This is a genomic window from Pseudomonas sp. ZY71 (genome assembly GCF_036542145.1).
GTDB classification, from domain to species: Bacteria; Pseudomonadota; Gammaproteobacteria; order Pseudomonadales; family Pseudomonadaceae; genus Aquipseudomonas; species Aquipseudomonas koreensis_A.
The window spans coordinates 1,137,138-1,159,493 of sequence record NZ_CP144274.1; the positions used below are offsets into that span (position 1 = coordinate 1,137,138).

The window sequence follows — 22,356 nt, forward strand, 5'->3', positions numbered from 1 at the left end:
CCTCGACTTAAAGACCGGCAGCCATGGCTTTGTCGATCAGCCAGTTCAGGTTCGGGCCACGGTCGCTGTTCACTTCCACCGGGCGGCCGGCGAGGCTGCTGTCGAGCGGCTCGTCAGGCTGGATCTGCACGCGGATGTCGGAGGACAGGTCGGCGCTCTTCAGGCTGGTGCTGCTGACGATCTTGCCGGTGCGGGTCTTGTCTTCGCCGGCAATCTGGAAGCTCACCGGGGTGCCCGGACGCACGTCGCCGAACTGGCGATAGGAGAAGCGCGCATCAACGGTGGCCTGGGTGTTGCGCGGTACCAGTTGGAAGATCACGTCACCCTTGCTCGCGTGCTGACCGTCCGCCACCAGTTGCTGGGCCACGGTGCAATCGCATGGCGAGGTCAGGGTGCCGGTCATTTGTTTGCCGAACAGTTCTTCAACCTTGGCCGGGGACAATTGATCTTCTTCCAGATGGCCCTTGAGCACGTCGAGCATGCTGGTGCTGAAGGTCGCCAGCGGCGCGCCTTTGGCCGCAACGCCGTCGGACTTGACCAGGCTCTGCACGGTGCCGTCACGCGGCATGGTGATGTTCATCCCCGGCACGCTGACCAGACCGGCCTGCGCGTGGCTGACGAAGTACATGCCGTACACCGATTTGAAAATGAAACCCGCCGCGACCAGACCGACCGCGAAGATACCGGCGCTGAAGGTCACTGCTTTCAGGCGCCCGAACGGGGTCATGCCGGAACCGCCGTCCTTGACCTTGCGCGCCTTGGTGAAGTTGTCGCGTTGCAGGGTCGCCAGCACTTCGCCGATGCTGACGATGTCGCCGGCCAGGTGTGAAGTGATCAAGTGGCGCAGGGTGGAAATGTCCTGCTGCTCGAGGTTCTGGAACTGGCAGCCGACGCGGCCGGTCTGGCGGTCGTAGGAACGCACTTGCAGTTCAACGTCCATCGCCAGGCCGAGGTTGTCGATGACGAATTGCAGACGCGCCTTGTACACCTCGCCGATGGTCAGCGGCATCTGCCCGGCGTTGAACGCCAGACCACCGGCGGACAGGTCAAGCACCCGCGCTTCTACCGGGGTCCGGTCGGGACCGAAGAAGCGCAGTTTGGCCGGGATTTTCACACGGGCGTGTTGGCGCTGGGCTTCGGATTCATGCACTACGTTGGCGTTGACGGCGGTATTCATAGGGGCGATTTCCTTGTTAATTCAATAGGGGCGGGTCAGACCATCATCAGCAGCACGGCGACGAAAATGCTGCCGGCGGAGAAGGTCATGGTCCGAGACGACCAAGTGTTGAACCAACGTTGAAAGCTGGCGAGATCACGGGTCAGGGATGTGGGTTGGCGAGTCCAGGATTGTTGGTCGAGGCGGAAGAACACGTAGATCTTCACCAGCGCGCCAACGATCTGGTTGTAATAAAGAATCGCCGGGTAAGCCGGGCCGATGCGGTGACCGGAACACGACAACAGCAGGGTCAGAATCAGGCGGGTGATGCCGATCCACAGCAGGTAAACGAGGATGAACGCGGTGCCGTATTTGAAGCTGGCGATCATCGCCACGGTCAGGCCGAGCAAGGACGTCCACATCGACACGCGCTGATCGAACAGCACCACCGAGGTGAAGGCGCCGAGGCGTTTCACACCCAGGCCCAGTGCTCGCGAGTTCTGGCGCAGGTTGTTGCCGTACCAGCGGAACATCAGCTTGCGGCTGGCCTTGATGAAGCTTTTTTCCGGCGGGTGTTCAACGGTGTTGATCGCCGCGTCAGGCACGTAGAAGGTGTCATAACCGAGGCGCATCAGGCTGAACCAGCTCGACTTGTCGTCGCCGGTCAAAAACTTGAAGCGGCCCAGACGCCAGTGTTGCAGCGAGTCGCTTTCCACATCGGCAATGAATTCCGGGTTGGTCACCACGGTGGCGCGGAACACCGACATTCGACCGGTCATGGTCAGCACGCGTTTGGACAGGGCCATCGAGCACATGTTGATGTGGCGCTGGGCGAAACGCAGCTTGTGCCATTCGCTCATGATGTAGCCGCCGCGTACTTCGCAGAACTCGTTGGTGGTCAGGCCGCCGACGTTGCCGAACAGCTGGAACCACGGCACGGTCTTGCGCACGGTGCCTTCGCCGAGCACGGTGTCGCCATCGATCACGGCCACCACGGCGCGGTCGTCTGGCAGGTGACGGGAGATCGCGCGGAAACCATAGGCCAGGCCATCACGTTTGCCGGTGCCGGGAATGCGCACGAAGTCGAGCTTGACGCGGTCGGGCGGATTCATCCGTGCCCACAGTGCTTTGACCAGCAGCTCATCGGACATTTCGACGATCGAGCAGACCACGGTGGTCGGCAGTTCGCAGTCGATGGCTTCGCGGATCACCGAGCTGTAGACCTGCGCGGTGGTGAGCGCGTCGATACGGAAACTGGTGACCATCAGGAACACATGCGACGGATCCGCCGCTTTACCCAGCTTGCGCACTTTGCGGCGCAGGTGCGGGTAAACGATGTAGAGAAAAATCATGCCGCGCACAAAGTGCGTTGCACCCATCGAGTAGCGCCAGATACCCACGGCGCCAATCAGGAAAATGAAGTCCTTCGACTCGGAGTCGAATGTGGACGTGGGTAGCATCAAGGCTAGGCCCATCAGCAGACTGAGATAAAAAAGCCAGCCGGCTGATTGCAGAAAAAAATGTTTGAGCTTGCTCATCAACGTCATCCGAAGGTAAGAGAGGCTTCAAGTTGCAAGCCTCAAGCTGCAAGCAAATCGCTTTGACTTGCAGCTCGAAGCTTGTCGCTTGGCGCTGAGTTACCAGCAGATACCTTCGGTGCGCGTACCGGCGTCGGTGGCTTTGGCCATGAAGCCGACCAGGTCGATGACCTGCTTGCCGTGCGGCGCTTGCTGGGCCAACGGGCGGAATTTCTCGTCGCGGTTGCCGAGGATGATTACGTCGGAGTTGTCGATCACCGAATCGAAGTCCGCGTTGAGCAGGGACGAAACGTGGGGGATCTTCGACTCGATGTAGTCCTTGTTCGCGCCGTGAACACGGGCGTACTCGACGTTGCTGTCGTAGATGCTCAGGTCGTAACCCTTGCCGATCAGCATCTCGGCCAGCTCTACCAGCGGGCTTTCGCGCAGGTCGTCGGTACCGGCCTTGAAGCTCAGACCGAGCAGGGCGACTTTGCGTTTGTCGTGGCTTTCAACGATGTCGAAGGCGTTCTGCACTTGCGATTCGTTGCTGCGCATCAGCGAGTTGAGCAGCGGTGCTTCGACGTCCAGCGAACCGGCGCGGTAGGTCAGGGCGCGCACGTCTTTCGGCAGGCACGAACCGCCGAAGGCGAAACCTGGGCGCATGTAGTACTGGGACAGGTTGAGGGTCTTGTCCTGGCAGACCACTTCCATCACTTCACGGCCATCGACGCCGACCGCTTTGGCGATGTTGCCGATCTCGTTGGCGAAGGTCACTTTGGTCGCGTGCCAGACGTTGCAGGTGTACTTGATCATCTCGGCAACGGCGATGTCCTTGCGGATGATCGGCGCGTCGAGTTCTTCGTACAGCGATTGCAGAACGTCGCCCGAGGCCTTGTCGAACTCGCCGATAACGGTCATCGGTGGCAGGTCGTAGTCGGCGATGGCGGTGGATTCACGCAGGAACTCAGGGTTGACCGCAACGCCGAAGTCGACACCGGCCTTCTTGCCCGAGCAGTCTTCGAGAATCGGGATCACCACGTTGGCCACGGTGCCCGGCAGCACGGTGCTGCGCACGACGATGGTGTGGCGGGTGGTTTTTTCACGCAGAACAAAACCGATCTCGCGGCATACCGCTTCGATGTAGTTCAGTTCGAGGTCGCCGTTCTTCTTGCTCGGCGTGCCAACGCAGATCATCGACAGGTCAGTGTCACGAATCGCCTCGGCGAAGTTGGTCGTGCCACGCAGACGACCGGTCTGGATCCCCTGTTGCAGAAGTTCACCCAGGCCCGGTTCAACAATCGGCGACTTGCCGGCGTTGATCATGTCGATCTTGTCTTTGGCAACATCGACGCCAACCACGTCATGGCCCCGTGCAGACAGGCAACCGGCACATACTGCGCCAACGTAACCCAAACCAAATATGCTGATGCGCATCGCAATTACCTCTGTATATATCAGGCCTTAGAAGGCCGGAGTTAATGGTGTTCAGCGTTCATTAGTGCACTCGAAAGTGCGGCATACAGGCGCCACAATGCCGTGTGCAGGCATACTAAGTTCCGAGTGTCTAAATAAGTGCACTCAAGATGTGCGCAACCAGGCCTTGTTGTTATGACTTGCCCTGTTATGCAGCCGATCTTCCTTGTGGAAGACTCTTGTGCAATCGTCTTGCGCGCTCGATGTCAGGATGAAAGTCCCGTGAATCAAGCGGTTGGGTGCTCAGGCGAGCACGTTTATAAGGGCGCGGCCATGGCCTTTGTAGGGGATATAAATGGTGCGTATCTCCTGTCCATCGTCTGTTTTGAGACTAGTTAGTCATCTAGGCAAGTTGCTGTGACAACTTGGTTACATGGCCATCTGCTCTGCGTAAGTTATCTCGTACAAACTCGGCGAGAATCGTTACCGGTGGTATGAGCTATGCATTCGGACGAAGTTCCTGTCCGCTCATCGCGAAATCTGAAATTTCTTGAAATATTGTCAGAGATGGCACTAATCTCAATTTGATAGCACTTTCGTTTCCGACCTTTATTAACAGGCGAATAATCACGTTAGATAGTTTTGTGCCACTACCGTGAAAAAATTTTGGTGCCACTACTGAAAAAAATGATCAGTGTCGAGTGAAACTAATCTTAGAAAAGGCAGGGAGGATTTTCTGGCGCCATAAAAATGGCGAAAAACAGCGGGGGTTTTTTGACATCGTGCGAGCTGCACGACTCTATATAGAAAGAGTCGTGCATTGGGCATGCTTTATTCGGGGGCGTGATCGCGTAAAAACACCAGTTTGTCCGGTTTCGACTGCTCGGCGCTGTAGCGATACCCCTGCACATCGAATTGTTTGAGCAGGGCCGGATCGTTGATTTTTTCCTGGATCACGAAACGGCTCATCAGGCCACGGGCCTTCTTCGCATAGAAGCTGATGATCTTGTACTGACCGTTCTTCTGATCCTTGAACTCGGTGTTGATGATCCGTGCGTTCAATGCCGTGCGTTTGACCGCCGAGAAGTACTCGTTGGAGGCCAGGTTGAGCAGAACGTCGTCGCCTTGATCGGCCAGTGCTTCGTTCAGCCATTCGCTGATGCGCGTGCCCCAGAAGGCATACAAGTCCTTGCCCCGGGCGTTGGCCAGTTTGGTGCCCATTTCCAGACGATACGGTTGCATCAGGTCGAGTGGGCGCAGCAAGCCATACAGGCCGGAGAGCATGCGCAGGTGTTTTTGCGCGTAGTCGAAGTTGGCTTCGCTGAAGGACTGTGCGTCGAGACCGGTGTAGACGTCGCCTTTGAATGCGAGCAGCGCCTGCTTGGCGTTGTCCGGGGTGAACGCGGGTGTCCAGCTGCCGAAGCGCGCGGCGTTGAGCCCGCCGATCTTGTCGGACACGTGCATCAGTTCGCTGATCTGCGCAGGCGTCAGCTCGCGCAGTTGCTGGATCAGTTCCTGGGAGTGGTCGAGGTATTGCGGCTGAGTGAAGCGCTGGGTCGCCGGCGGTGTTTCGTAATCGAGGGTCTTGGCGGGGGAAATCACCATCAGCATGAAGTCGTCTCCTTTAATCGTGGGGGCGATTCTAGGGGGTTGGCGCGGTTGACTCCAGCTATGGGGGTTATAGGTCGGGGTTAGCAGGGGCATTTGCGACGGTTGGTGGATTTTTCCCTCACCCCAGCCCTCTCCCAGAGGGAGAGGGGGCTGACCGAGTTGTACTGTCGATTTACGCCGACATGATCTATCGAGTTGAACTCAAATTTTGAAATCAATGAAGATCGGCTCCCTCTCCCTCCGGGAGAGGGCTGGGGTGAGGGCGGCGTCCTTCAGCCTTGCACATCAGCTATAGTGCCGCGCGGGTTTTGTTATGGAGACATCCCTTTTGCGCATTGTTCTTTTATTCACCGCGTGGCTGTTGAGCTTTGGTGCCGTCGCGGCGCCGGGTGATGTGGCGACGCTGGATCGCGGCACCTGGCCAGAGCAGCTGGGCAATCCGACGCTGTTTGACGTCGCCTCACGGGCGGAAATCCTCATGTTCGCCCGAGGTCTGCTCGGCACCGAATCAATGGATGAAGCCGCGCTGGCTCAGCGCCTGGGCCTGCGCACGATCAACATCGACGCAGTCAATAGCCTGCGGCAACGTCTTTGGCAGCGCCTGTTGGCGAACTACAACTACGCCCAGCAAAGCTGCGATCAGGACGCCTCGTTCTGTTTCCTCGTCGAAGACCTGCCGACCCTGCGTGAGCAATCCGCCAAGTTCGTGGTCAGTGACGACAGCTATTACACCAAGTGGGCCGAACCGAGCCGGATCTTCCATTTGCAGTATCTGGATGAGTTGATGCGCAAGGCTGCGTTGTCACCGCAGACCAGCAACGAATTCGATCGTTTCGGCGACTACGAGCGTAATGGCGACGAGATGCACGACCGGTTGTTTCTGCTGACCTTCGACAGCGCCGCCAACGTGCAACCGGATAACACCGGTTGGCTCACCGAATACCTGCGCAAGGCAAACCTGAGCGGCACGTTCTTTGTGTTGGGCAAGGATATTCAGGCGCGGCTGGCTGATCGCTCGGTCAGCAGCCTGCAAGCGGGCTTCTCGAAACAGTGCGTCGGCGTTCAAGGTTGGGAGTTCCGCTCCCACAGCCACTGGCAGGACTGGCAGGATTCAGTGCGGCGCAGTGCTGATCTGGTGAAGAACAAATTGCCGGAAAACTATGTGCCGCTGTTCCGCCCGCCGGAAGGTCAGCGCCGCAGCGATGCACAAGGTTTCTTTAACACTCAGGGCCTGCAAGTGGCGCTGTGGGACATCGATGCCCAGGACGGTGCCGGCAAACTCAAGGGCTCAGCGAGCGCGCAACGGGTACTGACGCTGATGCTGTTGTGGCGCCACGGGGTGATCAATTTCAACATGAAACAGGACGCGGTGAAGACCTCGTTGCCGTGGCTGATCACGCAAACCGCGCAGAGCGGCATCGGTTGGGAAGACTGTCAGGACGCGTTTCGCTGAGAAACGGGGAAAGCCCGGAAACATTGGGCTTGGGGCGATTTTTTTGCAGGATTCGGTGCAGGCGGACGTCCGACTTTAGCGGGGTCTGGGCAGTCCGCCAAGGGCTTTTCGTCACTCTGCAAAATAAACTTAAAAAAACCGTCAAAGTACTTTTTTATGTCATCGGTTTTGGAGTATTACGAAGACAGACCGCCGAAACCTGCAACACAGGTGGCGTCTTCCAAGACCCGTTTGTTTGCAGTCACTTGAATCTCCGCAGGTGAGATTTCGGCAGTCACTTCGAGGCGCAGCACCGCTCAGGTATTGCGTCTACTGGCTCTGACAAAGGTGACCGAGTATGGATGATCACGGACGTAGCCCTTCCTCCAACCAGCCAATCCTTTATGTACTCGATACCAACGTATTGATTCACGATCCAAACGCCCTGCTGAATTTCGAAGAACACCACGTCGCGATCCCGATGACCGTGCTTGAAGAGCTGGACAAGCTCAAGAGCGGGCATCACAGCGTGGCCGCTGAATGCCGTCAGGCCATCCGGCTGATCGACAAGACCCTGGGCGATGCGTCCCCGGAAGATGTCGAGCTGGGTGTGCCGATCCAGCGCGGCAAGGGCGGGCCGAAGGGCTTGCTGTCAATTCTGATGAGCAAGCAGGCGGAATCGAACCTGATTCTGCCCGAGCATCTGAACGACAACAAAATCATCAACCAGCTTATCGACCTGCACACCCGCGACCCGAAAAAACCGGTGGTGCTGGTCACCAAAGACATCAACATGCGCCTCAAGGCGCGCGCCTGTGGCATCGATGCCGAGGATTACAGCACCGACCAACTGGTCGATGACGTGTCCCTGCTGCCCAACGGCTACCACAACATGACCGGCTCTTTCTGGGACCGCGTGAGCAAGGTCGACACCCGTCAGGATCACGGCCGCACCTGGCACCAAGTGCAACTGATCGATAACCTGCCGGCCGTGCACATCAACGAGTTCATCATTGATGAACAGGGCTTTGTCGGCTGGATCAAGGAGATTGACGAGGCCAAACTGCTGATCCTCGACCTGCATCAGGAACCGCTGCTGCACCAAGAGGCCTGGGGCCTCAAGCCGCGCGACATCTATCAAAGCCTGGCGTTGTACGCGCTGCTCGATCCGGACATTCATCTGGTCAATCTGTCGGGTGCCGCCGGTTCCGGTAAAACCATTCTGGCACTGGCCGCGGCGATCGAGCAGACCATGGTCAGCAAGCGCTATCGCCGCATCATCGCGACCCGCAGCGTGCAGGGCCTGGACCAGGAAATCGGCTTCCTGCCCGGCACCGAAGCGGAAAAAATGGAGCCGTGGCTGGGCGCCATCACCGACAACCTCGAAGCCTTGCACATGGATGACGAAAACACCCATGGCAGCGTCGATTACATCCTCAGCAAAGTGCCGTTGCAGTTCAAATCGCTCAACTACATTCGCGGTCGCAGCTTCCAGCAGAGCCTGATCCTGATCGACGAATGTCAGAACCTCACGCCGCACCAGATGAAAACCATCATCACCCGTGCCGGTGCCGGTTCGAAAGTGGTGTGCCTGGGCAACCTCGCACAGATCGACACCCCTTACCTGTCCGCGACCAGCTCTGGGCTGACCTACCTGACCGAACGCTTCAAGGATTTCCCCAACGGTGTGCACATCACCCTGCAAGGGGTGCCTCGTTCGATTCTGGCTGAATACGCCGAAACCCATCTGTAATTGCATCACAACCAAAACCGGGCGGCCGCAAAGCCGCCCGGTTTTTTATGCCCTACGCAAATCAAAATGTAGGAGTGAGCCTGCTCGCGATAGCGTTCGATCAGTCGACATCGATGTTGAATATCAGACCGCTATCGCGAGCAGGCTCACTCCTACAGGGGATAGTGGTGATTTCATAATCAGTGATGCGGAAATTTGACCCGCAGGTTTACAATCCACGCTCCTGATCAGGAGTAATCCCGTGCTGACTCATCTCGATTCCCAAGGTCGCGCCAACATGGTCGACGTCACCGAAAAAGCCGTGACGTTCCGTGAAGCGACGGCCCAAGCGCTGGTGCGCATGCTCCCCGCGACGCTGCAGATGATCGTCAGCGGCGGCCATCCCAAGGGCGACGTGTTCGCCGTGGCGCGCATTGCCGGCATTCAAGCGGCGAAGAAAACCAGCGATCTGATTCCCCTGTGCCATCCGCTGATGCTCACCGGCGTCAAAGTCGAACTCAGCGCGGATGGCGAAGACACCGTGCGCATCGTCGCCCGTTGCAAACTGTCCGGGCAGACCGGTGTGGAAATGGAAGCACTGACTGCCGCCAGTGTCGCCGCCCTGACCATTTACGACATGTGCAAAGCCGTTGATCGCGGCATGACCATCGAAAGCGTGCGCCTGCTGGAGAAAGTCGGCGGCAAGAGCGGGCACTTTCAGGCGGAGCAGCCATGAACCTGACCGTGAAGTTTTTTGCCCGTTACCGTGAAGCGCTGGGCGTGGATTCGGTAAAGGTTGAGGGTGATTTCGCCACCGTCGACGACGTGCGGGCATTGTTGGCACAACGCGATGGCGCCGAGGTGCTGAGCGAGCAGAATCTGATGTGCGCACGCAACGAAGACCTCTGCCAGCTCGACGAGCCAGTGGTCGATGGCGACGAAGTGGCGTTTTTCCCCACCGTGACCGGAGGCTGATCCATGGCGATTCGCGTGCAGGCCACGCCGTTCGATCCGGGTGCTGAAGTCAACGCGATGCACGCGGCCAATGTCGGCGTCGGCGCAGTGGTGAGTTTTGTCGGCTACGTGCGCGACTTCAATGATGGCCTGGATGTGGCGGGGATGTTCCTCGAACACTATCCGGGCATGACCGACAAAGCCCTCGGCAAGATCGCCATCGAAGCCGAACAGCGCTGGCCGCTGCTGAAGCTGGAAGTGCTGCATCGCATCGGCGCGCTGGAACCGGGCGAACCCATCGTGTTTGTCGGCGCCGCTAGCGCCCATCGTCAGGCCGCATTCGATGCCTGCGCCTTCGTCATGGACTACCTGAAAACCCGCGCGCCGTTCTGGAAGAAAGAGAACACCAGCGACGGGCCGCGTTGGGTTGAAGGGCGGGACAGTGATCATGCTGCCGCCGATCGCTGGAAGAAATAAACCCTGAGTCGCCCTCTAGTCAGCCATCGCGAGCAGGCTCACTCCTACAATTGGAATGCGTTCCCCCTGTAGGAGTGAGCCTGCTCGCGATGACGTCATCTGCAACACCAAAAACCTCTGTCTTTGCCTGATTGACTGCCTATACATATAAGTCCAATATGGATTTATAAGTACAAAAAAAGTGTCTCCCTCCGTTTCAGCTCTTTCTTGCCAAACCAACAACAACCCGCGAGAGAACGAACATGAAGAAACTCCCCCTCATCACCGGCCTGGCCCTCAGCCTGTTGGCCTCCGCCAGTGTGTTCGCCGCCGAACAAACCCTGCGCATCGGCATCGAAGCCGCTTACCCGCCGTTCGCCTCGAAAACCGACAAAGGCGAAATCGTCGGTTTCGACTACGACATCGGCAATGCCCTGTGTGCGCAGATGAAGGTCAAGTGCGTGTGGGTCGAAGGTGAGTTCGATGGTCTGATTCCTTCGCTGAAAGTGAAGAAGATCGACATGGCCCTGTCCTCGATGACCATCAACGAAGACCGCAAGAAGTCGGTGGATTTCAGCCACAAGTACTACTTCACTTCATCGCGCCTCGTAATGAAGGAGGGCGCCACGGTCGACGATCAATACGCCAGCCTCAAAGGCAAGAACGTCGGCGTGCAGCGCGCAACGACTACTGATCGTTACGCCACTGAGGTGTTCGAACCCAAGGGCATCAACGTCAAGCGCTACAGCAACAACGAAGAGATCTACATGGATTTGGCGGCGGGGCGGCTGGATGCGATTTTTGCCGACACCATTCCGCTGAATGACTTTCTGTCGATGCCGCGTGGCAAAGGCTATGCATTTGTCGGGCCTGAGTTGAAGGATCCGAAGTACGTGGGCGAGGGTGCGGGGATTGCGGTACGCAAGGGTAATGCCGAACTGGTCAGCCAGTTGAATGGCGCCATTGATGGCATTCGCGCGAGTGGCGAGTATCAGAAGATTTCCGAGAAGTATTTCAAGTCCGACATCTACGGCGACTGATAGTCCGCTATCGCGAGCAGGCTCACTCCTACATTTGGAATGCGTTCCCCCTGTAGGAGTGAGCCTGCTCGCGATGGCGTCAGAGAAATCACCGCAAATCTCTAGCCCTTCAATTCCTTCAAATGCTTGTACACCGTCGCCCGCCCCATGTTCAGCACATTGGCCACATAGTTCGAGGCGCTCTTGCCCTTGAACGCGCCTTCGGCGTGCAGCGCCAGCACCAGTTCACGTTTGTGATCGCGGGTCAGCACATTCAGGCTTAGTTGCCGCTCACGCAGCCAGGCGTGCAGGAAGGTGTTGATGCGTTCCTGCCAGTCATCGCGAAACAGTGAGTCCGGTTGCGGGATCAGTTTGCTCGGCGACAGAAACAGGTCCAGCGCAGCCTTGGCGTTCTCGAACAGCGAAATATTCAGATTGATGCACAGCACCGCCAGCGGCATGCCTTCACTGTCGCGCAGGACGCTGCTCAGGCTGCGAATCTTCTGACCGTCCCAATTGAGCTTTTCGTACGGACCGATATTGCGGTCGCTGACATCCTCGCTGAGCATGTCTTGCAGTGACGAGTCGTCGCCGATCTCACGTTTGGACAGGTTATTGGCGATGTAGTCGACCTTCTGCGTGCGCAGGTCGTGCAGCACCACTTCGGCGTGCGGAAAGAACAGCGTGGCGATGGCATCGGCGATGGCACGGAAGTTATCCAGCGCCGGGTCGAATTCAGGGGCGGTCATGACAGTGGAACTCCAGGCAGCGTCAACGCCCCCTTGATCAGGAGGCGTTGCGAGTGTGCCGCAATCCGTTGGGCGCGTCATCCGGGTGGACGATCAGGCGAGGCGGGCGGGCGAGAGCATGGCGCTGCTCAGGCCGAAGTTGCGCAAGTGCTCGGGCAGTGGCTCGCCGCGCACCAACGCCGCGCTGGCCTGGCCCATCGCTGGCGAAGTCTGGATGCCGTAGCCACCTTGCGCGGCGACCCAGAACAATCCCGGCACTTGCGAATCGAAACCGCTGAGCAGATCACCGTCGGCGACGAAACTGCGCAGCCCGGCCCAGGTGCGAGTCGGGCGGCGGATGGTCAGCGTGGTGGCTTCTTCGATCTGGTAAATGCCCATGGCGATATCCAGTTCTTCCGGCTGCACGTCGTGGGGTTCGACCGGGTCGGCGTTGGCCGGCGAGCCGAGAAACATGCCGGCGTCTGGCTTCATATAGAAGGATTCGTCGAGGCTGACCAGCATCGGCCAATGATGAATATCGACACCTTCGGGGCCGGCGAAGATGAACGCGGCGCGGCGTTTTGGTTGCAGGCCCAGCGGCTTGGCACCCGCCAGTGAACCGATCTTGTCGGCCCAGGCGCCGGCGGCGTTGATGATCACCGGCGCGCTGAGGGTCTCACCGTTGGTCTGCACATGCCAAAGGCCAGCGGTGTCACGGCTGAGACCAAGCACTTCGCAATCAGTGCGCACTTCGCCATTGTTGCGACGAATGCCGCGCAGGTAGCCCTGATGCAAGGCGTCGGTGTCGATGTCGCTGGCGCTTGGATCGTAGATCGCGCCATGGACTTTTTCCCGGCGCAGGATCGGCAGGCGTGCGCAGGCTTCGTCGGCGCTGAGCAATTGCATCTCCGGCACGGTGGCTTTGGCGCTGAGGTATTGGTTGTTCAGTTCGGCGGGGTCGCCGGTGAAGTCGACGGTCATTTCGCCGCGCGGGGTGAGCAGCGGGTGTTCGCAGAAGCCGGCCGGCGGATGATCGAAAAACTCGCGGCTGGCCTGGGTCAGTGCACGTACCTGCGGTGTGCCATAGGCTGCAGTGAACAGCGCGGCGGAGCGCCCGGTGGAGTGATAGGCCGGGTGGGATTCGCGTTCGAGCACGATCACTTTGCCGTGCGGCGACAACCAGAAACCGCTGGAAGCGCCGGCAATCCCGCCGCCGATGATGATGAAATCTGCCTGGCTCATGAGGTTCTCCAGTGGGTACGCAATATCCAATAGTTCGCTATCCCCTGTAGGAGTGAGCCTGCTCGCGAAAGCGGTGTATCAGGCAACAATAATGCTCAATGTAAGACCGCTATCGCGAGCAGGCTCACTCCTACAGGGATATGTGGTGTTAGTGGGTTAAGAGATAAATCGCATTGGCGAGGGCTATGTCTTCCAGTCCCAGGCCAATAGAACGGAAAAAAACGTGACGGTCGTAATCCGGGCGCTGGACTTTCTCGCTGAGCAAGTCGGCGAGGTCACCAACAATCGAATCCTGGCTCCAGCCATGCTGTTCACTGGCAATCAACATCTCACCCGCCGACCCCGGCGTGGTCAGACGATAGTCGCAGAACACCTGCATGTCGTTGAGGCTCTGCGGCGGCACTTCGTGGGCGCGTGGGGCGTTGGTGCTGATCGAGGTGATCAGGGCCGGTTTGCTCAAGGTGTCGGGATCGATCACCGGCCCGGCGGACGAGGTGCACAGCATGATCACGTCGGCCCCGGCGAGGGCGGCTTCACGGCTGTCAGCGATCGTCAGCGCAGGCGTGATGGCTTTCAACAGTGCCTGGGTTTGCGCGTCGGCGGACAGACTTGGCGAATACAGGCTGATGCTCTGCCAATCACGCAGCGATTTCACGTAGTGCAAATGCGCCTGGGCAACCTTGCCGCTGCCGATGATCGCCAGTCGCGTGGCATTCAGCGGCGCGAGGGCGTCGACCGCCACGGCGGTGGTCGCAGCGGTGCGCGCGGTGGTCAGTTCACCGGCATCGCAGAGCAGCAGCGGCTGACCGGTTTTCATCGACATCAACAAAGTCCATGCCGTGACCAACGGGCCTTGCTCGCGAACGATGTACGGCGAGGTCTTCACACCGTACACGCCGTCCTCTGCCAGCACCCCCAGATAATTGATGAAGTCGCCGGCACCCTGCGGGAATTCCACCAGTTGCTGCGCCGGCTGCACGGCGTGTCCGGCAGCGAGATCGCGGAACAGCTTGCGCAGGATCTGCGGCACATCGATGCGCGCCAGCAACTCGCGGGCCTGATGCTGGTCGATCACGTAGGGCGTACTGGACATATCAGGCTCCGAAAACGAAAAATAAACTTATTTGTCCATTATGGACTTTTAGTTTTCTCTCGCAAGCATCTGATCAAACACCAGACGAAAAAAAAGCGCAGTCCGTTGCCGGCTGCGCTTTTCTTTCAAGCGTCGCTTACTGCGGACGCTTGCGCTCAACCGCACGCAACAGGTGCGTCGGCGGCGTTTCACAGCTGATCTTGCGACCGAGCTTCTCTTCGATGGACGGCAACTGGTAGGAGTCGTCCTCACCGGCGAAGCTGATCGACACGCCATCGGCGCCAGCACGACCGGTCCGGCCGATGCGGTGCACGTAGTCGTCCGGGACTTCCGGCAGAGTGAAGTTGATCACGTGGCTGATGCCGTCGATGTGAATGCCGCGACCGGCGACATCGGTGGCGACGAGCACGCGAATCTTGCCTTCGCGGAAACCTTCGAGGGTCTTGATGCGTTTGTGCTGTGGCACGTCGCCGGACAACTGCGCAGCATTCACACCGTCGCGCACCAGACGCTCTTCGATACGGCGGACTTCGTCCTTGCGGTTGGCGAAGACCATCACCCGCTCCCAGCCATTATCGTTGACAAGGTTGTAGAGCAATTTGTACTTGTCGGCACCGGCCACCGCATAGATGTGTTGCTCGACGTTTTCGCTGGCGACGTTGGTGACTTCGATTTCGACAATGGACGGATCGGTGGTCCACTGCTTGGCCAGGTTCATCACGTCTTCGGTGAAGGTCGCGGAGAACAGCAAGGTCTGGCGCTCGGACTTCGGTGGCGTCTGGCGAATGATCTGCCGCACTTGCGGGATGAAGCCCATGTCGAGCATGCGGTCGGCTTCGTCCAGCACCATCACTTCGACCATGTCCAGGTGCACGTCGCCACGCTGGTTGAAGTCGAGCAGACGGCCCGGAGTTGCCACAAGAATGTCGCAGTGGCGCGCTTCGAGGTGCTTGAGCTGCTTGTCGAAGTCCATGCCACCCACAAACGTCATGACGTTGAGGCCGGTGTATTTGGTCAGGTCGGCGGCGTCCTTGGCGATCTGCACCACCAGCTCACGGGTCGGCGCGATGATCAGCGCACGGGGTTCGCCCATGTAGCGTTCTTTCGGCGGCGGCGTTTGCAGCAGCTGGGTGATGATCGAGATCAGGAACGCGGCGGTTTTACCGGTGCCGGTCTGCGCGCGGCCAATGGCGTCTTTGCCGGCGAGGGTGAAGCCCAGCACCTGCGCCTGGATCGGCGTGCAATACGGAAAGCCCAGATCCTGAATGGCGTGCATCAGTTCTGGCGACAGCTTGAAATCGTGGAAGCGGGTTTTGCCTTCCTGTGGCTCGACGACGAAATCTTCGAGTTTCCATGGAATCACCGGTGCCTTGGGCTTCGGTTCGCGACGCGGTCTGGCCGGTTTCGGCTCTTCATTGCGCGCAGGCTCGGCGGCGATTGGCGCGGCCGGAGCGGGTTGCGGGTCTTGCTTCGGTGCTGCTACGGCAGCGGGGCGGTCGGCCTGGGGCGCATCGTTGCGATGACCGGGGGCGTGCGACGGCGCACTGGGAACTGGCGCGAGCTGCTCAGCCTCGCTTTTACCGAACATCTTCTTGAGTGCTTCGAGCACGGTCATCTCATCAATTGGTTAAGGAATGTACGCCGGCCAGTGTAATGCAAGAAACGGGCGCGGCGTAGTGTGATGATCAAAGGGCAGGCATTGCTGGCGTGATCAGCGCAGACGTTCGCTCAACCAAACGCCGATGTCGCGAATTTCCTCGGGTAACACTTCGTGCTCCATTGGGTATTCCTGCCATGTCACGGTGACACCATGCTTCACCAAATGCTCATAGGCACTGCGCCCCATCGAGTTCTGCACCACGCCATCGAACTGGCCGTGCAGGCATATCGCGGGAATCCGCTGCTGACTGGCTGAAAGCTCCATCTCATCGCTGAAGGTCGGCGCATACGTCGACAACGCCAGCACACCGCCCAACGGCCCCTGCCATTTCACAAAAGCGGTGTGCAACACCACAGCGCCACCCTGGGAAAAACCGGCGAGGAAAATCCGCGAGGCGTCTATTCCGCTGGCGCGCTCGTTTTCGATCAATTGAATGATGCGATCCGCCGACGCTTCCAACTGCTCACGGTCAATCGCCCGTGCCGGGCTCATGGCTTTGATGTCGTACCAGCTCGGCATGGCATATCCGCCATTTATCGTCACTGGAAGTGTGGGCGCCTGCGGCAGCACGAAGCGCGTGCTCAGCAGGCTTTCCTGCAATGCCTCGGCGACCGGCAGGAAGTCGTAGCGGTCGGCGCCGAGGCCGTGCAGCCAGATCACGCAGGCGTCTGCGGGCTTAACAGGCTGAAGAATCAAGGGCTCGGTCATGTCTGCTCCAAATATGTGCGGGCGCTCTCATTAAGTGCGTGATTCGAGTGCGCGTCCGGTTGATCCGTTAAGAAGATGTCGCAAGGTTACAAGTTTTGCTATTGACCTGTCGCCGAATCGATTCCGCGACAGGTGTGGTACGGGCTTTGCTATGGAAGGTTTTGTACGAAACATCCTACGCGTGGCGGTAACACTATCAGTGTACGACCCGCGACGGGATGGCAAAGAATCCGGTGATGGATGTTCGCCAATGGCCGCTACGGGCGCAGCGAACGTGAAAGGGCTACAGCCCGTTCGGCCGATTGGTGAGAAGTGAGTTGTCCATGATGTGGATTTTCTCCTACTAGACTCATAGCGAAGGTCTTACGTCGGTTGACCCCAAAAAAAGCCAACACGGGTCAACAACGCCTCAAAAGGGTGCGACTGGACTCAAGCTCCGACACAACAAGAGCAAAACTGGAGGTTTGAATGAAGATGTTGAAATCCACCCTGGCCATCGTGACTGCAGCAACAGTACTCGGTGTCAGCGGGTTCGCTCAGGCGGGTGCAACCCTGGATGCAGTGCAGAAGAAAGGTTTTGTGCAGTGTGGCGTGAGCGACGGTCTGCCGGGCTTCTCGGTACCGGACGCGACCGGCAAGATCCTCGGGATCGACGCTGACGTCTGCCGCGCTGTGGCCGCTGCCGTCTTCGGCGACGCGACCAAGGTCAAGTTCAGTCAGTTGAACGCCAAGGAGCGCTTCACCGCGCTGCAATCGGGCGAGATCGACATTCTGTCGCGCAACACCACCATGACCAGTTCGCGTGACGCGGGCATGGGCCTGAAATTCCCTGGCTTCATTACCTACTACGACGGCATCGGCTTCCTGGTGAACAACAAGCTGGGCGTGAAGAGTGCCAAAGAGCTGGACGGTGCAACCATCTGCATCCAGGCCGGTACCACCACCGAGCTGAACGTTTCCGACTACTTCCGCGGCAACGGTCTGAAATACACCCCGATCACTTTCGACACCTCCGATGAAAGCGCCAAGTCGCTGGAATCCGGTCGTTGCGACGTGCTGACCTCCGACAAGTCCCAGCTGTTTGCCCAGCGCTCCAAGCTGGCCTCGCCGAAGGACTACGTGGTTCTGCCGGAAACCATTTCCAAAGAACCGCTGGGCCCGGTCGTACGTAACGGCGACGACGAGTGGCTGGCCATCGTCCGTTGGGTTGGCTACGCGCTGCTCAACACCGAAGAAGCCGGCATCACTTCGAAGAACGTCGAAGCGGAAGCCAAGTCGACGAAGAACCCGGACGTCGCCCGTATGCTCGGCGCTGACGGCGAGTACGGCAAAGACCTGAAACTGCCGAAAGACTGGGTTGTGCAGATCGTCAAACAAGTCGGCAACTACGGCGAAATCTTCGAGAAAAACCTCGGCAAGGGTACTCCGCTGGAAATCGACCGCGGCTTGAACGCCCTGTGGAACAACGGCGGCATTCAGTACGCACCACCAGTGCGCTAATGGTTCTATCGCCCGGCGGGCCAACCGCCGGGTGATGTTCTTGTTCCATTTTTTCCGGGGCACTTCATGCAAAATTCAATCGGCGCACCAAAGCAGAGGCTCAGCCTCAGCGATCCACGAGTGCGTGCGTGGCTATTCCAGATCATCACCGTTGTGGCGGTGGTCTCGCTGGGCTGGTACCTGTTCGACAACACGCAAACCAACCTTCAGCACCGGGGCATTACCTCCGGTTTCGGCTTTCTGGAGCGCAGTGCCGGATTCGGCATCGCTCAACACCTGATCGACTACACCGAAGCGGACAGCTATGCCCGCGTCTTTGTCATCGGTCTGCTCAACACCCTGCTGGTGACTGTGATCGGCGTGGTTCTGGCGACGATCCTCGGTTTCATCATCGGTGTGGCGCGGCTGTCGCAGAACTGGATCATCAGCAAACTGGCGACGGTGTATGTGGAAGTGTTCCGCAACATTCCGCCGCTGCTGCAAATCCTGTTCTGGTACTTCGCGGTATTCCTGACCATGCCGGGGCCGCGCAACAGCCATAACTTCGGCGACACCTTCTTCGTCAGCAGTCGAGGCCTGAACATGCCGGCCGCGCTGGCGGCTGATGGTTTCTGGGCGTTCGTGATCAGCATCGTGGTGGCCATCGTCGGCATCGTGCTGATGACCCGCTGGGCCAACAAGCGCTTTGAAGAAACCGGCGTGCCGTTTCACAAGTTCTGGGTCGGCCTGGCGATTTTGCTGGTGATCCCGGCGTTGTGCGCACTGATCTTTGGAGCCCCGCTGCACTGGGAAATGCCCAAGCTGCAAGGCTTCAACTTTGTTGGTGGCTGGGTGCTGATCCCGGAACTGCTCGCCTTGACCCTGGCCCTGACGGTGTACACCGCAGCGTTTATCGCCGAGATCGTGCGTTCCGGGATCAAGTCGGTCAGCCATGGCCAGACCGAAGCGGCGCGTTCGCTTGGCCTGCGCAACGGCCCGACCCTGCGCAAGGTGATCATTCCGCAAGCCCTGCGCGTGATCATTCCGCCGTTGACCAGCCAATACCTCAACCTGGCGAAAAACTCTTCGCTGGCCGCCGGTATCGGTTATCCGGAAATGGTGTCGCTGTTCGCCGGCACGGTGCTTAACCAGACCGGTCAAGCGATCGAGGTGATTGCCATCACCATGAGCGTGTACCTGGCGATCAGTATCAGCATTTCCCTGCTGATGAACTGGTACAACAAGCGCATTGCGCTGATCGAGCGGTAAGGAAAAGCGCATGAGTACTCATACTTTCAAACCCGACATGCCCCCACCGAACAGCAGCATCGGCGTGGTGGCGTGGATGCGCGCGAACATGTTCTCCAGCTGGCTCAACACCCTGCTGACGCTGTTTGCGTTCTACCTGATTTATCTCGTGGTGCCGCCGATTGTCAGTTGGGCGATTGTCGATGCCAACTGGGTCGGCACCACCCGCGCCGACTGCACCAAGGAGGGCGCCTGCTGGGTGTTCATTCAGCAGCGTTTCGGCCAGTTCATGTACGGCTACTACCCGACGGAACTGCGCTGGCGCGTCGACCTGACTGTGTGGCTGGCGGTGATCGGCGCGGCACCATTGTTCATCTCGCGTGTGCCGCGTAAAGCGGTCTACGGGCTGAGCTTCCTGGTGCTGTACCCGATCATTGCCTTCACCCTGTTGCACGGCGGTTTCGGCCTGACCCCGGTGGCAACCAGCCAGTGGGGCGGCCTGATGCTGACCCTGGTGATCGCCACTGTCGGTATCGCGGGAGCTTTGCCACTGGGGATCGTGCTGGCGCTGGGTCGTCGTTCGAACATGCCAGCGATTCGGGTGGTCTGCGTGACCTTCATCGAGTTCTGGCGCGGCGTGCCGTTGATCACGGTGCTGTTCATGTCCTCGGTGATGCTGCCGCTGTTCCTGCCCGAAGGCATGAACTTCGACAAGCTGCTGCGGGCACTGATCGGCGTAATCCTGTTCCAGTCGGCCTATGTGGCCGAAGTGGTGCGCGGCGGTCTGCAAGCGATCCCCAAAGGTCAGTACGAAGCGGCTGCAGCGATGGGCCTCGGTTACTGGCGTTCGATGGGCCTGGTGATTTTGCCGCAAGCCCTGAAGCTGGTCATTCCCGGCATCGTCAACACCTTCATTGCGCTGTTCAAGGACACCAGTCTGGTGATCATCATCGGCCTGTTTGACCTGCTCAACAGCGTCAAACAAGCCGCTGCCGACCCGAAATGGCTGGGCATGGCCACCGAAGGCTACGTGTTCGCCGCCCTGGTGTTCTGGATTTTCTGTTTTGGTATGTCGCGCTATTCCATGCATCTGGAACGCAAGCTCGACACTGGCCACAAGCGTTAGGAGTTCTGTAAATGAGTGAAGCAATCAAAAAGCCTGTAGGTCCTGAAGGCATTATTCAGATGCAGGGCGTCAACAAGTGGTACGGCCAGTTCCACGTGCTCAAAGACATCAACCTCAATGTCAAACAGGGCGAGCGTATCGTCCTGTGCGGCCCGTCGGGGTCGGGTAAGTCGACGACGATTCGTTGCCTCAATCGTCTGGAAGAGCACCAGCAGGGCCGCATCGTCGTCGACGGCGTGGAACTGACCAACGACCTCAAGCAGATCGAAGCGATCCGCCGCGAAGTCGGCATGGTGTTCCAGCACTTCAACCTGTTTCCGCACCTGACCATTTTGCAGAACTGCACCCTGGCGCCAATGTGGGTACGCAAGATGCCCAAGCGCAAGGCCGAGGAAATCGCCATGCATTACCTGGAACGCGTACGCATTCCGGAGCAGGCGCACAAATTCCCGGGGCAACTGTCCGGTGGTCAGCAACAGCGTGTGGCGATCGCCCGCGCGCTGTGCATGAAGCCGAAAATCATGCTGTTCGATGAACCGACTTCAGCGCTCGATCCGGAGATGGTGAAGGAAGTACTCGACACCATGATCGGTCTGGCTGAAGACGGTATGACCATGCTTTGCGTGACTCACGAGATGGGTTTTGCCCGCACCGTGGCCAACCGTGTGATCTTCATGGACAAGGGTGAAATCGTTGAACAGGCGGCGCCGAATGACTTCTTCGATAACCCGCAGAATGAGCGGACGAAGTTGTTCTTGAGTCAGATTTTGCACTGATGGTTTGTGTGTAAATCAAACCCGGCCTTGTGCCGGGTTTGTTTTTTTGTGGGTCAGGAAACGGTGAGGGTTTCGTGTTCCTTGTGTACGGTGTGCGTGAAACCTCGCAGGTCTGCGCCTTCAGCCAAGGTCTGGATATCGACGAGCATGTAGGGATGACGATCCAATAGACGCATCAGCAGCACCAATGCTTTGGGTGGAAGTAACTCGCCGCGTTCGTAGCGAGAGAATGCGTTATGCCCGCCACCAGAGAGCAGTTGCACCGTCTCTTTCTGCGTCAGGTGCAATTTGCGTCGAATACGTTTCATCTCGGCGCCGATCATTTGTCTGCCAGCGAGAACCAGCTCGTCACCGGCATCACAATAACGCTCAGCACTATCGGTGTCGAAATCCCATTCCACTTCACCGCACTTCTGGCACTCCCAACCAGATAGATCGTCTACTCGGCGCTCCATGCCTTTGACACTCAGGGTTTCTCCGCGACCCTGGAAATGCCTCATTCCCTCACGTGCACCGCAGCTGACACATTGCTGGGTTTTCATGGGTTTTTCTCCTTGAAGGAGATTACCGGTGGGCTGCCGCCGGGGCGGTAGGTCACCTTGATGTAAATCTCCTGATCTCGTGAATTGATGTGATACACGTCTTGCCAGATTCGATGATCGTCATAAGTAGTCATCGATTTGTACAACATCCTGGTTTGTAGCTCGAAAACGATCTCTAGCATTTCGCTGAGGTTGAAGCCGAGCTTCTCAGCTGATTTGACCGAAGCTTTGGTGAAAGCTTTTTGACCTAACCGCCTCACCTCAGCCTTGATCACCGCCAGCTCATAATGGGGTGTGTTCTTTTCCATAAGAAACCAAAACCCTGTCCCTGAAATTACCCTTAAAGGGTAATTTTCACCAATCGAAAATACCGCTTCATGTGTCTCCGATTGACCCTAGGTGGTTGCCGTCCTACACGGGTCTGACTAACATGTCAGAAAATTCATCCTATGATTGGATGA

At 58.4% G+C, this 22,356-nt stretch carries 21 protein-coding genes; 10 read left to right on the forward strand and 11 right to left on the reverse strand.

What is annotated here, in order from left to right; genetic code table 11:
• Positions 1 to 7: 7 nt before the first annotated feature.
• The 4 genes from VY732_RS04875 to yaaA all read right to left on the reverse strand — a co-directional run bounded on the left by VY732_RS04875 (position 8) and on the right by yaaA (position 5,700).
• Positions 8 to 1,177, reverse strand: a complete 1,170-nt coding sequence (locus tag VY732_RS04875; protein ID WP_331694799.1) for an alginate biosynthesis protein Alg44 — start codon at positions 1,175 to 1,177, stop codon at positions 8 to 10.
• Between the two features lie 35 nt (positions 1,178 to 1,212).
• Positions 1,213 to 2,694 (reverse strand): mannuronan synthase, encoded by a 1,482-nt coding sequence (gene alg8 / locus VY732_RS04880; protein WP_161986611.1) that lies wholly within the window; start codon positions 2,692 to 2,694, stop codon positions 1,213 to 1,215.
• Between the two features lie 99 nt (positions 2,695 to 2,793).
• Complete coding sequence (locus VY732_RS04885) at positions 2,794 to 4,110, reverse strand: nucleotide sugar dehydrogenase (RefSeq protein ID WP_007914305.1); 1,317 nt, start codon at positions 4,108 to 4,110, stop codon at positions 2,794 to 2,796.
• Between the two features lie 810 nt (positions 4,111 to 4,920).
• Positions 4,921 to 5,700 carry a peroxide stress protein YaaA gene (gene yaaA / locus VY732_RS04890; RefSeq protein ID WP_331694800.1) on the reverse strand — a complete coding sequence of 260 codons (780 nt, stop codon included), beginning with the start codon at positions 5,698 to 5,700 and terminating at the stop codon, positions 4,921 to 4,923.
• A gap of 328 nt (positions 5,701 to 6,028) precedes the next feature.
• Between yaaA and VY732_RS04895 the strand changes: the two genes are divergently transcribed.
• The 6 genes from VY732_RS04895 to VY732_RS04920 all read left to right on the forward strand — a co-directional run bounded on the left by VY732_RS04895 (position 6,029) and on the right by VY732_RS04920 (position 11,314).
• The gene (locus tag VY732_RS04895) at positions 6,029 to 7,153 is read left to right on the forward strand and encodes a polysaccharide deacetylase family protein (protein ID WP_331694801.1); all 1,125 of its coding nucleotides are present in this window, start codon (positions 6,029 to 6,031) and stop codon (positions 7,151 to 7,153) included.
• Positions 7,154 to 7,490: 337 nt separating this feature from the next.
• Entirely contained in the window at positions 7,491 to 8,885 is a 1,395-nt protein-coding gene (locus VY732_RS04900) for a PhoH family protein (protein WP_016985016.1), read from the forward strand.
• 241 nt (positions 8,886 to 9,126) lie between these two features.
• Positions 9,127 to 9,600 carry a cyclic pyranopterin monophosphate synthase MoaC gene (gene moaC, locus VY732_RS04905; protein ID WP_007914310.1) on the forward strand — a complete coding sequence of 158 codons (474 nt, stop codon included), beginning with the start codon at positions 9,127 to 9,129 and terminating at the stop codon, positions 9,598 to 9,600.
• Positions 9,597 to 9,839: a MoaD/ThiS family protein gene (locus VY732_RS04910; protein WP_016985014.1), complete on the forward strand. Its 243-nt coding sequence runs from the start codon at positions 9,597 to 9,599 to the stop codon at positions 9,837 to 9,839. Before moaC ends, VY732_RS04910 begins: the two co-directional genes overlap by 4 nt.
• Before the next feature lie 3 nt (positions 9,840 to 9,842).
• Positions 9,843 to 10,295, forward strand: a complete 453-nt coding sequence (moaE, locus tag VY732_RS04915; RefSeq protein ID WP_137219196.1) for a molybdopterin synthase catalytic subunit MoaE — start codon at positions 9,843 to 9,845, stop codon at positions 10,293 to 10,295.
• A gap of 242 nt (positions 10,296 to 10,537) precedes the next feature.
• Entirely contained in the window at positions 10,538 to 11,314 is a 777-nt protein-coding gene (locus VY732_RS04920; protein WP_077571220.1) for an ABC transporter substrate-binding protein, read from the forward strand.
• A 101-nt stretch (positions 11,315 to 11,415) separates the two neighbouring features.
• On the opposite strand, the gene VY732_RS04925 is transcribed toward VY732_RS04920, so the two are convergent.
• From VY732_RS04925 to VY732_RS04945, 5 genes are all read right to left on the reverse strand, one after another.
• Positions 11,416 to 12,042 carry a helix-turn-helix transcriptional regulator gene (locus VY732_RS04925; RefSeq protein WP_331694807.1) on the reverse strand — a complete coding sequence of 209 codons (627 nt, stop codon included), beginning with the start codon at positions 12,040 to 12,042 and terminating at the stop codon, positions 11,416 to 11,418.
• A 93-nt stretch (positions 12,043 to 12,135) separates the two neighbouring features.
• Entirely contained in the window at positions 12,136 to 13,263 is a 1,128-nt protein-coding gene (locus VY732_RS04930) for an NAD(P)/FAD-dependent oxidoreductase (RefSeq protein ID WP_331694809.1), read from the reverse strand.
• 148 nt (positions 13,264 to 13,411) lie between these two features.
• Entirely contained in the window at positions 13,412 to 14,356 is a 945-nt protein-coding gene (locus VY732_RS04935) for an ornithine cyclodeaminase family protein (protein WP_331694810.1), read from the reverse strand.
• A 136-nt stretch (positions 14,357 to 14,492) separates the two neighbouring features.
• The gene (gene rhlB, locus VY732_RS04940) at positions 14,493 to 15,971 is read right to left on the reverse strand and encodes an ATP-dependent RNA helicase RhlB (RefSeq protein WP_077571224.1); all 1,479 of its coding nucleotides are present in this window, start codon (positions 15,969 to 15,971) and stop codon (positions 14,493 to 14,495) included.
• Positions 15,972 to 16,067: 96 nt separating this feature from the next.
• A complete protein-coding gene (locus tag VY732_RS04945) occupies positions 16,068 to 16,724 on the reverse strand; it encodes an alpha/beta hydrolase (protein ID WP_137219201.1) in 657 nt (218 codons plus the stop codon).
• Positions 16,725 to 17,192: 468 nt separating this feature from the next.
• Here VY732_RS04945 and VY732_RS04950 point away from each other — a divergent pair, with 468 nt between their 5' ends.
• The 4 genes from VY732_RS04950 to VY732_RS04965 all read left to right on the forward strand — a co-directional run bounded on the left by VY732_RS04950 (position 17,193) and on the right by VY732_RS04965 (position 21,353).
• Entirely contained in the window at positions 17,193 to 18,224 is a 1,032-nt protein-coding gene (locus VY732_RS04950; RefSeq protein WP_077571226.1) for an amino acid ABC transporter substrate-binding protein, read from the forward strand.
• A 66-nt stretch (positions 18,225 to 18,290) separates the two neighbouring features.
• Complete coding sequence (locus VY732_RS04955) at positions 18,291 to 19,472, forward strand: amino acid ABC transporter permease (protein ID WP_116029548.1); 1,182 nt, start codon at positions 18,291 to 18,293, stop codon at positions 19,470 to 19,472.
• Between the two features lie 10 nt (positions 19,473 to 19,482).
• Positions 19,483 to 20,577 carry an amino acid ABC transporter permease gene (locus VY732_RS04960; protein ID WP_077571228.1) on the forward strand — a complete coding sequence of 365 codons (1,095 nt, stop codon included), beginning with the start codon at positions 19,483 to 19,485 and terminating at the stop codon, positions 20,575 to 20,577.
• Between the two features lie 11 nt (positions 20,578 to 20,588).
• Entirely contained in the window at positions 20,589 to 21,353 is a 765-nt protein-coding gene (locus VY732_RS04965) for an amino acid ABC transporter ATP-binding protein (RefSeq protein ID WP_008080191.1), read from the forward strand.
• Between the two features lie 53 nt (positions 21,354 to 21,406).
• Here the strand turns inward: VY732_RS04965 and VY732_RS04970 are convergent, their stop codons facing one another.
• Together VY732_RS04970 and VY732_RS04975 are read right to left on the reverse strand one after the other, a co-directional pair.
• On the reverse strand, positions 21,407 to 21,895 hold the full coding sequence (locus VY732_RS04970) for a type II toxin-antitoxin system MqsA family antitoxin (protein ID WP_034154577.1): 489 nt from the start codon (positions 21,893 to 21,895) through the stop codon (positions 21,407 to 21,409).
• Positions 21,892 to 22,203: a type II toxin-antitoxin system MqsR family toxin gene (locus VY732_RS04975; RefSeq protein ID WP_077571229.1), complete on the reverse strand. Its 312-nt coding sequence runs from the start codon at positions 22,201 to 22,203 to the stop codon at positions 21,892 to 21,894. Before VY732_RS04975 ends, VY732_RS04970 begins: the two co-directional genes overlap by 4 nt.
• Between the last annotated feature and the right edge of the window lie 153 nt (positions 22,204 to 22,356).

Excerpts from the sequence above, each read along its gene's own strand:
- VY732_RS04925 (WP_331694807.1), bottom strand. The coding sequence starts at position 12,042 with ATGACCGCCCCTGAATTCGACCCGGCGCTGGATAACTTCCGTGCCATC.
- VY732_RS04950 (WP_077571226.1), top strand. The coding sequence starts at position 17,193 with ATGAAGATGTTGAAATCCACCCTGGCCATCGTGACTGCAGCAACAGTA.
- VY732_RS04975 (WP_077571229.1), bottom strand. The coding sequence starts at position 22,203 with ATGGAAAAGAACACACCCCATTATGAGCTGGCGGTGATCAAGGCTGAG.
- VY732_RS04965 (WP_008080191.1), top strand. The coding sequence starts at position 20,589 with ATGAGTGAAGCAATCAAAAAGCCTGTAGGTCCTGAAGGCATTATTCAG.
- moaE (WP_137219196.1), top strand. The coding sequence starts at position 9,843 with ATGGCGATTCGCGTGCAGGCCACGCCGTTCGATCCGGGTGCTGAAGTC.
- VY732_RS04945 (WP_137219201.1), bottom strand. The coding sequence starts at position 16,724 with ATGACCGAGCCCTTGATTCTTCAGCCTGTTAAGCCCGCAGACGCCTGC.
- VY732_RS04920 (WP_077571220.1), top strand. The coding sequence starts at position 10,538 with ATGAAGAAACTCCCCCTCATCACCGGCCTGGCCCTCAGCCTGTTGGCC.
- VY732_RS04960 (WP_077571228.1), top strand. The coding sequence starts at position 19,483 with ATGAGTACTCATACTTTCAAACCCGACATGCCCCCACCGAACAGCAGC.
- VY732_RS04935 (WP_331694810.1), bottom strand. The coding sequence starts at position 14,356 with ATGTCCAGTACGCCCTACGTGATCGACCAGCATCAGGCCCGCGAGTTG.
- VY732_RS04885 (WP_007914305.1), bottom strand. The coding sequence starts at position 4,110 with ATGCGCATCAGCATATTTGGTTTGGGTTACGTTGGCGCAGTATGTGCC.
- alg8 (WP_161986611.1), bottom strand. The coding sequence starts at position 2,694 with ATGAGCAAGCTCAAACATTTTTTTCTGCAATCAGCCGGCTGGCTTTTT.
- yaaA (WP_331694800.1), bottom strand. The coding sequence starts at position 5,700 with ATGCTGATGGTGATTTCCCCCGCCAAGACCCTCGATTACGAAACACCG.
- VY732_RS04955 (WP_116029548.1), top strand. The coding sequence starts at position 18,291 with ATGCAAAATTCAATCGGCGCACCAAAGCAGAGGCTCAGCCTCAGCGAT.
- VY732_RS04910 (WP_016985014.1), top strand. The coding sequence starts at position 9,597 with ATGAACCTGACCGTGAAGTTTTTTGCCCGTTACCGTGAAGCGCTGGGC.
- VY732_RS04930 (WP_331694809.1), bottom strand. The coding sequence starts at position 13,263 with ATGAGCCAGGCAGATTTCATCATCATCGGCGGCGGGATTGCCGGCGCT.
- VY732_RS04875 (WP_331694799.1), bottom strand. The coding sequence starts at position 1,177 with ATGAATACCGCCGTCAACGCCAACGTAGTGCATGAATCCGAAGCCCAG.
- VY732_RS04900 (WP_016985016.1), top strand. The coding sequence starts at position 7,491 with ATGGATGATCACGGACGTAGCCCTTCCTCCAACCAGCCAATCCTTTAT.
- VY732_RS04970 (WP_034154577.1), bottom strand. The coding sequence starts at position 21,895 with ATGAAAACCCAGCAATGTGTCAGCTGCGGTGCACGTGAGGGAATGAGG.
- rhlB (WP_077571224.1), bottom strand. The coding sequence starts at position 15,971 with ATGACCGTGCTCGAAGCACTCAAGAAGATGTTCGGTAAAAGCGAGGCT.